Source organism: Emticicia sp. GW821-FHT11C11 (assembly GCF_058808615.1).
This window is the reverse complement of the sequence record NZ_JBXARV010000002.1, coordinates 446,097-459,286: the sequence shown is the minus strand read 5'-3', so window position 1 is coordinate 459,286 and position 13,190 is coordinate 446,097. Positions and strand designations below refer to the sequence as shown.

The following is a 13,190-nucleotide window of genomic DNA, read 5'->3' as shown; positions in this document are numbered from 1 at the left end:
GAATCCAGAAGAATATTAAGGTAATTTTTGTATTTAAAAAAGACTTTTGTGAATAATTTTAATAAAATATATCGGATTCGTTTTCGGAAACGTTTCCGATAGGCGCTGAAAAATCAATATTGCTGACGCCTTTTTGGATGACCGGGTTAAAGGAGAAAAATACTTCCGGCCGCACTTAAAAGAAGGCCTGATGGCATGTATTAGAAAAGTATAATTCCTGTACTTTGAAACCTATCATAAAATATTGTTGTTACTCCTATCGCTTTTCATTAGTTTTCGATGTATTTCCGGCTGATAAAATAATAAAATGCCATGTTTCTCATAAAAAGCCGTAATTTTGTAGTATGATAATAAGACCAGAGAGACCTATAACAGATTGGCTGCCTCTTACTTTGAAAGAAATAGAGAAAAGAGGCTGGGACGAGGTAGATGTAATCCTCGTTTCAGGCGATGCCTATGTGGACCATCCGGCTTTTGGTACGGCGGTTATAGGGCGTATTATTGAGAGTGAGGGTTTCAGAACGGCCATAATTGCCCAGCCGAACTGGAAAGATGATTTGCGTGACTTTAAAAAATATGGTAAACCAAAATACTTTTTTGGTGTAACGGCCGGCTGCATGGATTCGATGGTGAATCACTATACTGCCAATAAACGCTTACGGTCGAATGATTCTTATACGCCCGGCGGTGAAGCAGGCTATCGCCCTGATTACGCCACTACTGTTTATACGAAGATACTGAAAGAATTGTATCCGGATGTACCCGTACTGATAGGAGGCATAGAGGCATCTCTCAGACGAGTAACTCATTACGATTACTGGAAAGACCAGTTGATGCCTTCTATTCTGGCAGATTCAGGTGCAGATTTGCTGGTATATGGAATGGGGGAGCAGCCCCTGCGCGAAATACTGAAACTGGTTAAAAAAGGGGTACCGCTTAATACCATTAAAAATATTAATCAGGTGGCTTTTATGCAAGATACCGCAGAAGCCTTGCCTGAAGACAGAGGATGGAATACAGTTGAGTTGTCGAGCCACGAAATATGCCTTGCTGATAAGTTGAAATATGCCGCAAACTTTAAGATTGTAGAGGTGGAGTCGAATAAATGGCAGGCAAACCGCATCATTCAAAAAATAGGAGGGCAGACTTTGGTGATAAATCCGCCATTTAAAATAATGGATGAAAAGGAAATTGACCAGTCGTTCGATTTACCCTATACGCGCCTGCCTCACCCGAAATACAAAAAGCGTGGGCCGATTCCAGCCTATGAAATGATTAAGTTCTCGATAAACATGCATCGGGGCTGTTTCGGGGGCTGTAGTTTCTGTACCATTTCGGCGCATCAGGGTAAGTTCATTGCTTCCAGAAGTGAAGAGTCTATCATGAAAGAGGTGAATGAAATCGTGAAGCATCCTGAGTTTAAAGGTTATATCTCTGATTTGGGTGGGCCGTCGGCCAATATGTACCGGATGAAAGGCAAGGATGAATCCATCTGCGCCCGTTGTCAGGCACCAAGTTGTATACATCCGGTTATCTGTTCTAATCTGGATACGTCTCATAAGCCACTCACACAGATTTATCAGAAAGTAGATGCACATCCTGAAATTAAAAAGGCATTTGTGGGTTCAGGCATCAGATATGATTTACTCGTAGACGATTTCAACAAGAATAATAAGGATAATAACCACGATGCCTACATGGAGCAACTGGTAACGCGACATGTGTCTGGTCGTCTGAAAGTGGCGCCTGAGCATACATCAGATGATACGCTACGTGTAATGCGGAAACCATCTTTTAAGTACTTCCGGAAGTTCAAGGAGAAATATGATAGAATACAAGATAAGCATGGCTTGAAACAGCCTCTGATACCCTATTTTATCTCGTCGCACCCTGGTTGTGAAGAAGCGGATATGGCCAATCTGGCTGCAGAAACCAAAGATCTGGGTTTCCAATTGGAACAAGTGCAGGATTTTACTCCTACACCTATGACCGTGGCCGAAGTAATCTATTATTCAGGGGTGCATCCTTATACCTTACAACCGATTAAGACAGCTAAAACCAAGGAAGAAAAACTGGCGCAGAACCGTTTCTTTTTCTGGTATAAACCGGAGTTTAAGAACTGGATTCGCAGTCGCCTATTCAAACTAAATCGGCCCGATCTGGCCGAACGCCTGTTATCAAATCCTAAAAAGAAAACGCAGGGGAATGATTCTGCTGCCTTTGCGAAAGACAAAAAGAAAGGATTTAAGAAGTTCAGGTAAGAATTAGAAGATATTGTAAAGCCTCCTGTTTTGGGATAACAACCAAAACAGGAGGCTTTTTTATTGAGATCTCGTTCATGGCAGGATAAATCATCTATCGAAAAGATTAATTGCTTTTTAATCTGTATGGCGATAACAGGGTGTTTTCTGCTCATTTTTTTAGATTAAATTTAAGCTTTCATTTCTTTGACAAAATCATGAAAGAAAAGAATCTGCAGTTAGAAAGACTGGTGTTCTTCTGCGATGCCGTTGTGGCCATTGCCATCACCTTATTAGCGCTCGAACTGAGAATAGATAAGCCGGATACGATTGTAACACTCTCATTTAAAGATATAGGTGAGGTGTGGCCTAAGTTTTCTGCATTTTTTCTTTCATTTATTCTGATAGCCGTTTTCTGGAAAGTGCACCATCAGTTTTACGTATATATCAGAAAGATTGATGAAAGGCTGCTTGCCTATAACATCGGCTGGCTACTTTTCATAATTTTATTGCCGTTTTCAAGCTCTTTAGTCAGTAACTATTTCGGGCAGACTGTCAGTATTTTTATTTATGCATTCAATACACTTCTCATTACCTTATTTCAGAATCTTATCTGGGATTATGTCGCTGTGCGCCCTGACTTCTTGAATGATAAGGCGAACAAAGAACTGATTTATTATTACCGGCTCGACTGCAACGTTGCTATGATTAATGCGCTTATTGCCATGACTTTGTCTTTCTTAAGTCCAATTGCAGCGATGATTATCTTATTTACCAGACTTCAGATGATGCATGTATCCCGAAGATTCTTTCGCTATAAAGCAGAAAAGGATACAGAAGAGTCTAAAGATTAATTTCATAATCTACTTCCTTTAGAATATTTTTTGTTTGCGTTCAGGAATCTGCTTGCCAGCGATTAAGAATATTGCTCAGATTATTGCGTAACTAAATTGTTACATATATATTTGTAACTGATTGGTTACATAAATAGAAGTAAATATGAGAAGAGACGTTTTTCAGGCTATAGCAGACCCTACCCGACGGAATATCATAGGGTTGATTGCTAATCAGTCTATGAATCTGAATGCTGTAGCCGAGCAATTTGATATCAGCCGTCCTGCTATTTCAAAGCATATCAAGATTCTTACTGAATGCGGGCTTGTCGTGATCCGGCAGGAGGGGCGAGAACGGTATTGTGAAGCCAAGCTCGATAAATTGAATGAGGTGTCGGTTTGGGCAGACCAATACAAGCAATTCTGGTCGCAGAAACTGGATGCACTCGATGTTTTCTTAAAGCAAAATCAGGATAATTCAACCTTATAACCAACAAAATAATGGAGAATCAGCCAATTACAATTGAGCGGGTTTTTGATGCCCCGGCCACAAAAATATGGAAAGCGCTTACCGAAAATGAGCAGTTGAAGCAATGGTATTTTCAACTGGAAGACTTTAAGGCCGAAGTAGGCTTTGAGTTTCAGTTTACAGGCGGGCCTGACGACCGCCAGTACCTGCACCTGTGTAAGGTAACAGAGGTGATACCTGAACAAAAACTGACCTACAGCTGGCGATACGACGGCTACCCCGGTGATTCATTTGTGACTTTTGAGTTGTTCCCGGAAGGAGATAAAACCAGACTGGTTCTTACCCACGCAGGAATTGAAACCTTTGAGTCGTTCAACGCTGATTTTGCGAAGGGTAACTTCGTTAAGGGCTGGACAGATATTGTGAATGTGTTGCTGAAGGAGTATCTGGAGAAGGAGTAAACCTTATATGTTGATAGTCTTATTCTCTGCTTTTTAGTGGAGAATAAGACTACTAATTTTTATAACTATCCTTTCACTTTTAAACGTTATCATTACAATACAATTGATTTCTTCCTACCTTTGGCTTTTAATTTCTGAAAGTTGATGATACACATACATTATTTTACTTTTTCTCCTTTAGCCGAGAACACCTATGTGCTGTGGGATGAAACCAAAGAGGCCGTTATTATTGACCCGGGTTGTCTGGCGCAATATGAGAAAGAAGAGCTGTCCGATTTCATTGCCGATAATCAACTGACGGTGAAGCACCTGTTGCAGACCCATACCCACCTCGACCATGTGTTCGGAAGCGCCTTTGTGAAGCGTAAATTTGGTGTAAAGATGCTGATGCACAAAAATGAAGTACCTGTGCTGCGTGATGTTGAAAACCGGTGTAAGGTGTGGGGAATACCGGGCTATGAACCCGTACAGGAAGATGGTTTTATTGACGAGGGAGATGAGATAAAATTTGGTAATTCAACACTTGAAATATTGTTTGTGCCGGGTCATGCCCCGGGGCATCTGGCTTTTGTGAACCATGCGCAGAAGTTTATTATCGGCGGAGACGTGCTGTTCAGAGGCAGTGTCGGTCGCACCGATTTCCCTCTTTGTAGCCAGGCTGATCTGATGAACAGTATCAAAACTAAACTCCTGACGCTGGACGATGATTACACGGTATATCCCGGCCATAACGACCCTACCACTATCGGGCAAGAACGACGTACCAATCCGTATATTAATCAATAAGATATAATCAGGATTCTTTCTTTTTGGCAGATTTTGACTTGGCTTTCTTCAGGTTTTCTTCTAGTCTGAATAATACAATTTTACGTATTAAATCATAAGGTATGGGTTCATTCAACTGAAATTGGATAGAACCCTTGCCTGTTTTATAAGGAGCCAGATCTTCCTTAAATGCCGCTGTTCCGGTAGGGGCAGGGTAGAACCCAATATGATTTTTGAAAGCCGCAAAGTGCACCAGATTACCATTGAGCACAAAAGTAGGCATGGCATATTTAATGGCTTCTGTGGCTTCCGGTGCTAATTCCTGAATAATCTTTCTTATATTCTGTAATATTTTCTGTACTTCTGGCGAAAACCAGCTAATGAATTCGTCGATGTCTTTGGCTTCTTGATTTATCATAAGGATTTTCAATTTAATAGAATGTAGGCAAGATTATTTAGCCAAAAATAGTGAAAATTAGCAATAGTAAAGAAACCGATAAGAATATAAATAATGATTATTATATTGGAACAAACTTTAATAATCCCCATGAAACTCAACAATACTTTCCTACTCCGCCTAGCAGTAGCCATCATACTGCTGATGCATAGTATCCCTTCCATATTCAATGGTGGTGTAAATGACTTTGGGAATCTCTATCTCAATCAGCAGGGATTTGCTCCGTTGGGCTTACCGCTGGCATGGGCTATTAAAATATCACATGTAGTGGCAGCCGTTTGTTTGTTGCTTGAGAAATATGTGAAATGGGCAGGAGCGGTTACCATCATCATCCTGATAGCAGGTATTGTGATGATTCACTTTAAAGAAGGCTGGTTTGTAGTAGGAGGAGGTAGAAACGGGGTAGAATTCAACTTTCTGTTGATAGCTGCATTGCTGACGATTATGTTTTCGAAGGGGGGAAGAATTGAGTGATTTAGTGAATGAGCGATTTAGTGATTATTATAAAGACGATATTTAAATCAAAATATTCACTCAATCACTAATTCGCACAATTACTCAATAGATATGCTACTACTCCAGATTTTTCAACTCTTTTAGCAGATTATCTATCTGCTCAGGAGTGTTGGATGGGAAGTTCGATATTCTTATCTGAGAGTCTTTGTTAGGCCCGTAGCCACTACCAATTATCATGTTTTTCTCTTTCAGCGCCTCAATAATCACTTTTGAAGGTTTAGTGGTATTGGCCACTATTACGGTTCTTGAGCGATGCTCCGGGTTCTGAACCGCTATGCTGCAAAGGCTGCTGCTTTCAAGGTATTTGTATATCTTACGGGCTTTCTCGTCAGTTTCTTTTCTGATAGTTTCGATGCCTATCCGGTTCATGTCTTCAGCCACTTTGCCCAGCAGATAGATACCTAATACGTTGGGGGTGGCAGGTGTTTCAAAGGTCTCGTAGTTTTTCCAGAGCGCAGGCAACGTATGATGCGCCCCTGTGTGCAGACCTTCCAGTTTTGTCAGTTTTTTAGCTTTATCCAGGCACTTTTCGTTGGCAATCCAAACCCCAAGGCCTGCAGGCAGTCCAAAGGCTTTTTGTACAGAAAAGAATGCGGTATCAATCAACGATAAGTCCAACTCCGGAATAGGGGCCGATGAAACCATATCAACGGCCATAAATTTTTTCTGATGGCTGCGTTTCAACTTATGAATATCTGCCTCACGCATTTGCACACCCGAGCTGGTTTCGTTCTGCGTAGTACAAATCAATTCGGCATATTCCGGTACTTCTACTTCGGCGTAGCTGAAACCCTCACCAATGGGTTTTTCCTGCTTATGGGCAAATTTGTTCAGGCTGCTGGCATATTTGTAGAATTTCTCAGAGAAAGAACCATTCACGAGGTGAAAGCTCTCATGTTCTACCATGTTGAGCAATATACGTTCCCACACTTCAGAAGCCGAACCTGTAAAGAAAATACCCGATGTTTCGGGGATATTCATCAAAACACGAAGATTCTCGGCACAATGCTGATAGATTTTTCTGAATTGTCCGCTTCTATGAGAGATAGAGCCGATTTGTTCTTCAACCGCTTGTTTTAAAAACTCCTCAAATCGGGGATATAATTCGGCCGGACCGGCAGTAAAGTATATATTTTTCATCGCACCAGGATTTTCAAGTAGTCAAAAGTAAAAAAAGTCGGTGAAAGGCTGAGCCGGCTCAAAGAAAATGCTTCGAAAAGTATAATTCTTTCTTGCTATGTTTTTATTCAGGCAGAAACGTCAGGTAGCTTAGCTGATTTTCATCAAACATTTCCTGTGTGGTGTTCTGCAGATCGTCTGCTTCAATTTTCCTTATTGCAGCGAATATGCTTTCCAGCGATTCCACCCTGTCGAGATCCAATATACTCTTGGCCATCATTAGCATATAGCTCTGGTTGCTTTCTTCGGCCATTGCCAGTTGTCCCATCAGCTGTTCTTTGGCCGTATGCAGTTGTAACTTACCCAATGGTTTGTCTTTGAGCAATTGCATTTCTTTCATAATAAGCGATTGCGCCTTGTCAAGATTACCCTTGTCGGTGGCAAAGTATATACCCAGAAAACCGGTATCAATAAACGGTGAATAGTTGGCTTCGATGCCATACACCAGCCCGTATTTTTCGCGCAGGGTCATATTCAGGCGGGAGTTCATGCCCGGACCTCCGAACAGGTTTACCAGCATAAAAAACGGCAGGCGGCGTTCGTCCTTCAGCGCATAAGCAGGGCGACCAATAGCACAATGTGCCTGTGTAATACTTTTAGTAATGGTTACCTGTTGTGGTAAGTAGCTTTGAGGCGGATTACGATTAATCTGCGTCTTTTGGCCGGGTATATCTTTCAGATACTTTTCGGTAATTTGAATAACCTTTTTGAAACGAATATTACCGACAATCGAAAAAACAATCCGGTCGGTATCCATGTTCTGGCTAATGAACTGCTGCAGGCTTTTGCGTGTAAAAGACTTTACGCTGTCTTGAGTACCCAATATGTTGGCACCCAACTGATGGTTGGCAAATACGATACCGTCGAAATCGTCCTGGATAGCATCTTCGGGCGAATCCTGATACATCGACATTTCTTCCAGTATCACCCCTCTTTCTTTTTCAATCTGATTTTCGGGGAAAATAGAGTGGAAGGTAATGTCGGCCAGTAATTCTACCGATTTTTCGAAATGATTATCTAAAACCGATGCATAGAAACAGATTTTCTCTTTAGTTGTATAGGCATTCAGCTCACCACCGACTGATTCTAAGCGATTAATTATATGATAAGATTTACGCTTTTTTGTACCTTTGAACGCCATGTGTTCCCAGAAGTGGGCCAGACCCACCTGATCGGGTTTTTCATCACGGCTACCCATGTCGAGCATTAAACCGCAGTGCACAATCTGGGTATGAGGAACCTGGCGATGTGCAATGCGAATACCATTGGGTAATGTATAAATTTGATATTCCATAAAACCCCTAAGGGAAAAATACTAAATGTGTAAATGGGTGTCTGACAAATGGCAGACCCAATAATTATTTACAAAATTAATGAAAAGATAGTTCAATGAGAATAGGTTTTGATGCAAAGCGGGCGTTTAATAATTATACAGGTCTTGGTAATTACAGCAGATTTATCATAGAATCGCTGCTGGAATATGCTCCCGCGCAGCAGTATTATGCTTATACTCCTAAGATGAAAGGCCAATGGCATACCGGATTGGCTCATTTTTCTGCGCCGTTGCATATAAAACTACCTGCATCTTATGCCTATCTGCCCAATGCTTTGTGGCGAAGCAGATTCATCACTAATGACCTACAGGCTGATAAAATTGATATTTTTCATGGATTAAGCAACGAGATTCCTTATGGCCTGGCAAAAGCAGGGGTAAAGTCTGTCGTAACTATCCATGATCTGATATTCCTGCGGTATCCTGAGCAATACCCAACAATTGACCGTTTTTTCTATCAGCGGAAATTCAGATATGCCTGCGAAAACGCCGATGCCATAGTGGCCATAAGTGAGCAGACCAAGCGAGATATTATGGAGTTTTATGATATTCCGGCTGAAAAGATAAGTGTCATTTATCAGGGGTGTTTGCCTGTTTTTAGTCAGAGAATTGCTGATATGTCTATTCTTGCAAAGGTCAGGCAAAAGTATGGTATCCGGAAAGATTACCTCTTATGTGTGGCGTCGTTCAATGAAAGGAAAAATCAGTTACGGTTAATTAAGGCCTTTGAGCAATTATCAACCAAGGAACATGAGTTGGTTCTGGTAGGAGGGCATTCGGCTTATCTGGCAGAATTGAAGAAGTATGTACAGCAAAACGATATACAATCGGTTCATTTTCTGAACGGGGTGCCCATGGAAGACCTGCCGGCCTTGTATCAGGGTTGTGCACTGTTTGTGTATCCGTCTTTGTTTGAAGGGTTCGGAATACCTATCATCGAAGCATTAAACAGTGGTGTCCCTGTGGTGGCGGCTACCGGTTCCTGTCTGGAAGAGGCTGGGGGAGAAGGAGCCCTCTATGCCAATCCTTTGGATATTACTGATTTATCAGAGAAAATGCATCAGGTGTTAAATAATGAGACTTTACGAAACAGCCTGATAACCAAAGGTGCCAAACATGTTACACAATTTGCTGCCGGGCCTATCGCCGGGCAATTGGTGAAACTTTACAAAAGCCTGTGACTATTTCTTTAGGGCCATCTGCAAACCCAGAAACACCAATACAGTTCCGGAAATCTTATTCTGCCACTGCCAGAATCGCTGGAATCCGCTAAGCCTGGCCACTATCTTGCTGAACAATAGTGCGATAAGCACATTGACCAATGTACCTGAAATATTAAACCACATACCGAGCGCCAATATCTGCGTGGTGGCATTACCGAACTTGTTGTCTATGAACTGAGGCAAAAAAGCCAGAAAGAAAAGCGATACTTTGGGGTTGAGTACGTTTGTTATAGTGCCTTGATGCAGGGTTTTCAGATATGAAGGTTTCTTTTCGGTAGCCCGATTGGGAAGCATGGGTGCAGGTTTTTCTATAAAGCTCCTGATACCGATATAAACCAGATAGGCTGCTCCGGCATACCGGATGACATTGAACAGAAATTCAGACTGGCGGATAATCAGCGAGAGCCCCACCACTGACGCAAAAATATGCACCAGACAGCCCACACCAATACCCAATGCAGCAAAGATACCGGCTTTGGTACCATAGCTAAGGCTGCGAGTAATAACAAAGAGCATGTCATTGCCGGGGGTGATGTTCAACATCAGCGCAGCTAGGGCAAATAAGAGGAAGTTTTGTAAGTCAGGCATGGTTCTGAGATAATTAAACAAAAATAGGAGCAAAATTCCTTTTGCCCCTATTGATTTTCAAACTATGTAATAAAATGTTTTTCGATATTAAAACTCTTCATCAAGCGAGAACGACATCTGCTCTTTTTGAGACATAACACCTGCCTTTTGGTATTCACCTACGCGTTTTTCAAAGAAATTGGTTTTGCCTTGCAACGAAATCATATCCATGAAATCGAACGGATTGGTTGCATTATAGACTTTATCCAGACCCAGCGACTCCAGCAAGTGGTCGGCTACAAACTCAATATACTGGCACATGAGTTCGGAGTTCATACCAATTAAAGAAACAGGCAACGCATCAGTCACAAATTCTTTCTCAATCTCTACGGCATCTTTTATCAGTGCATATACGGTTTCAGCAGGCAGCTGATTTTTAATATAACGGGTATACAACAAACAAGCAAAGTCACGGTGCAGACCTTCATCTCGCGAAATCAACTCGTTTGAGAAAGTAAGGCCGGGCATTAAACCACGTTTTTTTAACCAGAATATAGAGCAGAACGAACCCGAGAAGAAAATACCTTCTACTACTGCAAAAGCCAGCAGACGCTCAATGAAATTACCATTATCGATCCAACGCAAAGCCCAATCGGCTTTTTTCTTCACACATGGTATATGGTCAATCGCGTTCAGCATCTTGTCGCGTTCTACCGGATCTTTTATATAAGTATCTATCAGAAGCGAATAGGTTTCCGAGTGGATGTTTTCCATCATAATCTGGAATCCGTAGAAACATTTAGCTTCGGCATACTGAACGCGGGAAATAAAATTAACTGCCAGATTTTCGTTAACGATACCATCTGAGGCAGCAAAGAAAGCTAATACATGCGAAATGAAATGACGTTCTCCATCATTGAGACTTTCCCAGTCTTTCAAATCGGGCGAAAGGTCAATTTCTTCTGCCGTCCAGAAAGATGCTTCGTGCTTTTTATAAAACTCCCAGATGTCGTTGTGTTTTATGGGAAAAAGGACAAACCTTGTTTTATCCTCAATGAGCAGGGGTTCTACTTCAAATAATTGCTCGTCAGTCATCATTAGTATATTTTTAGGTTTTCTTCAATCGTTTTCATGAACAAGTAGTCAAACTTACTGATTTATATGGCTGTTTCCAATTATTGTTTTTAGAATTTTTCTAAATAATTTTTAAATTACTGATAATCAAGATAAATATATCCGGATAGATTTTGGTCTCTAAACTTTGCTCTATTTGAGGGAATTATTTTTAAAAATTACAATGATAGACATCATTTTACCTGACAGAAAATAATCACTATAAAGGATTCCAGGAGCTGGTTTCCCGGCTGTACAATAGGCTTTTTTGTGTTTAAAAAAGTTTATCTTTGTATAATTCCGGCCTTTAAACGTAATTTTTCGCGGAGTTTTACGTATTTTCCCTGATAATCCTGTTTTTGAACATGAATGTGCTTGACTTAATTTTCATCGTGCCAATTCTGTTTGGTGCCTATAAAGGCTATGTAAAAGGTCTTTTTATCGAAATCATCGGTGTTCTGGCTTTTATTGTAGCCATAGTAGTCGGCTTTAAATTTTTAGGCATAGGCATGAACTGGCTGGCACCTGCCATTGGAGAAAATACGGCTAATCGCTTTCTGCCGTATCTGAGCTTTGCCATTATTTTCTTCCCTACCATATTCTTAATCAATAAATTGGGCTGGATGCTCAGCCGGGCCTTGCGATTCACCATTTTGGGTACTATTGACGGGCTGGCGGGAGCTATGGTGGGCGTATTTACCTGGGTATTTGGTATCAGTACTTTTCTTTGGTTGATAAATGCTATCGACATCAATTTGCCACCGCATCTTACGGAGGAATCAGTTACTTATCCGATTATCACCAAAGTAGCTCCTACGGTTATTTCAAAGGTTTCAGACTGGATTCCGGCCGGGGGCAATCTTATCAGGCAACTGGCCGAGGAGCATAAAGATTTTGTGGAAGATGAAGAAGAGACTAATGATAAATGAAGTTTACAGAATAGATATCAAAAAAGCACCGTTGAGGTGCTTTTTTGATATCTATGCATCTTTTGTTAATATTAAGCAGGGGTATTGCCTTGAGGTGCATCTGCTGATGAAACTTGCTGCAGATTATTGCCTACTCCGAACCAACGGGCCAAAGTATTACCTGGAATAAAAGTCAGAATACTTAACAGTCCTACGATCAATGCTCCTAAAGCCAATAAAATGGCAGACGATGTTTCCATCACTTTGTCGCCTCTGTTAAGCACTATGGCATCTGGGCTTAATTTAATACCTTCCTCTAAAAGCAGATTTTTAATGTCATCCGGTACAGTCGAGCCATCATACTGCCCTTCGATGGAAAACGTTGGAGAGTCAAAATAATGGCCGGTGCTATCCAGATCACTATCCTTCACATGGGTGTCATGAATTACTAGTTTCGCTTCGATATCATCAGTGTTTTTAACAATCTGCAATCTTCCTGAAGTGTCTGTACCAATGACAAATGAAGCAGAGTCTTTATCAGATACATTTTTAATACTATCCAATTTAGAAGTGCTGAAGTTTGTTACTACCCCATTACGTGGATAAACCGGATAGTAGATACCATCCAGAGCATTTGATTTTTCTTTGCGTTGCTCTATATAAGTACCAGAAGGAACAACTGCATCTTTAACTTTCAGATAGCGGGGTAAATCAGATTTCTCGGTTTTAAACAATTGCTCTAGAGTCATTTCTACCGGCTTCCCCGAGGCCATATTGAACTGAATATCCGGGATAGCCACAGAAAAAATGACAAAGAATGCTAAGGGAATAGCAATAAAACGATAGATAATACTGAATCTTTTTAAAAAGACGATGATTTTTACGAGGGCAAGGTTCATATAGTAGTGATTAGTTGTTTTAGCCACAAAAAGGTTCGCAAAAATAGAATAAAAACCAAACCTACCATAGCTATACGTAAAATAATTTACAAAGCTCTTGAGAATCAGACTTTATGCCTCCCAAAAAGAAAAAAGCCCTCGATTGAGGGCCTTTTCTGGAAAAACTATGATGAAACAATTCTACTTAATATTTTTGAATTATTCGTTCAAATATAATGATTTCTTCG

14 protein-coding genes are annotated in these 13,190 nt (G+C 40.9%); 8 read left to right on the top strand and 6 right to left on the bottom strand.

The window, feature by feature from the left end:
- Positions 1-344: 344 nt before the first annotated feature.
- The 5 genes from AC1RRY_RS11825 (at position 345) to AC1RRY_RS11805 (ending at position 4,789) form a co-directional block, all read left to right on the top strand.
- A complete protein-coding gene (locus AC1RRY_RS11825) occupies positions 345-2,261 on the top strand; it encodes a YgiQ family radical SAM protein (protein WP_492820573.1) in 1,917 nt (638 codons plus the stop codon).
- A gap of 197 nt (positions 2,262-2,458) precedes the next feature.
- Entirely contained in the window at positions 2,459-3,094 is a 636-nt protein-coding gene (locus AC1RRY_RS11820; protein WP_492820575.1) for a TMEM175 family protein, read from the top strand.
- Positions 3,095-3,239: 145 nt separating this feature from the next.
- Positions 3,240-3,563, top strand: a complete 324-nt coding sequence (locus tag AC1RRY_RS11815) for an ArsR/SmtB family transcription factor (protein WP_492820577.1) — start codon at positions 3,240-3,242, stop codon at positions 3,561-3,563.
- A gap of 11 nt (positions 3,564-3,574) precedes the next feature.
- The gene (locus AC1RRY_RS11810) at positions 3,575-4,003 is read left to right on the top strand and encodes an SRPBCC family protein (RefSeq protein ID WP_492820579.1); all 429 of its coding nucleotides are present in this window, start codon (positions 3,575-3,577) and stop codon (positions 4,001-4,003) included.
- 144 nt (positions 4,004-4,147) lie between these two features.
- Entirely contained in the window at positions 4,148-4,789 is a 642-nt protein-coding gene (locus AC1RRY_RS11805) for an MBL fold metallo-hydrolase (RefSeq protein WP_492820581.1), read from the top strand.
- A 7-nt stretch (positions 4,790-4,796) separates the two neighbouring features.
- Here AC1RRY_RS11805 and AC1RRY_RS11800 read toward each other — a convergent pair whose 3' ends face one another.
- Complete coding sequence (locus AC1RRY_RS11800) at positions 4,797-5,186, bottom strand: iron chaperone (protein WP_492820583.1); 390 nt, start codon at positions 5,184-5,186, stop codon at positions 4,797-4,799.
- Between the two features lie 129 nt (positions 5,187-5,315).
- On the opposite strand from AC1RRY_RS11800, the gene AC1RRY_RS11795 reads away from it, so the two are divergent.
- Positions 5,316-5,699 (top strand): DoxX family protein, encoded by a 384-nt coding sequence (locus AC1RRY_RS11795; RefSeq protein ID WP_492820585.1) that lies wholly within the window; start codon positions 5,316-5,318, stop codon positions 5,697-5,699.
- Positions 5,700-5,798: 99 nt separating this feature from the next.
- On the opposite strand, the gene AC1RRY_RS11790 is transcribed toward AC1RRY_RS11795, so the two are convergent.
- Both AC1RRY_RS11790 and AC1RRY_RS11785 read right to left on the bottom strand, forming a co-directional pair.
- Positions 5,799-6,881, bottom strand: coding sequence for an aminotransferase class V-fold PLP-dependent enzyme (locus AC1RRY_RS11790; protein ID WP_492820587.1), 1,083 nt, complete (start codon positions 6,879-6,881; stop codon positions 5,799-5,801).
- A gap of 103 nt (positions 6,882-6,984) precedes the next feature.
- The gene (locus AC1RRY_RS11785; RefSeq protein ID WP_492820589.1) at positions 6,985-8,214 is read right to left on the bottom strand and encodes a M16 family metallopeptidase; all 1,230 of its coding nucleotides are present in this window, start codon (positions 8,212-8,214) and stop codon (positions 6,985-6,987) included.
- Positions 8,215-8,309: 95 nt separating this feature from the next.
- On the opposite strand from AC1RRY_RS11785, the gene AC1RRY_RS11780 reads away from it, so the two are divergent.
- Entirely contained in the window at positions 8,310-9,434 is a 1,125-nt protein-coding gene (locus AC1RRY_RS11780; RefSeq protein ID WP_492820591.1) for a glycosyltransferase family 4 protein, read from the top strand.
- Here the strand turns inward: AC1RRY_RS11780 and AC1RRY_RS11775 are convergent, their stop codons facing one another.
- Both AC1RRY_RS11775 and AC1RRY_RS11770 read right to left on the bottom strand, forming a co-directional pair.
- Positions 9,435-10,064, bottom strand: a complete 630-nt coding sequence (locus AC1RRY_RS11775; protein WP_492820593.1) for a LysE family translocator — start codon at positions 10,062-10,064, stop codon at positions 9,435-9,437.
- An 87-nt stretch (positions 10,065-10,151) separates the two neighbouring features.
- Positions 10,152-11,138: a ribonucleotide-diphosphate reductase subunit beta gene (locus AC1RRY_RS11770; RefSeq protein WP_492821321.1), complete on the bottom strand. Its 987-nt coding sequence runs from the start codon at positions 11,136-11,138 to the stop codon at positions 10,152-10,154.
- Between the two features lie 383 nt (positions 11,139-11,521).
- Here AC1RRY_RS11770 and AC1RRY_RS11765 point away from each other — a divergent pair, with 383 nt between their 5' ends.
- Positions 11,522-12,085, top strand: a complete 564-nt coding sequence (locus AC1RRY_RS11765) for a CvpA family protein (protein ID WP_492820595.1) — start codon at positions 11,522-11,524, stop codon at positions 12,083-12,085.
- A gap of 71 nt (positions 12,086-12,156) precedes the next feature.
- Here AC1RRY_RS11765 and AC1RRY_RS11760 read toward each other — a convergent pair whose 3' ends face one another.
- A complete protein-coding gene (locus AC1RRY_RS11760) occupies positions 12,157-12,963 on the bottom strand; it encodes a hypothetical protein (RefSeq protein WP_492820597.1) in 807 nt (268 codons plus the stop codon).
- Positions 12,964-13,190 lie beyond the last annotated feature (227 nt).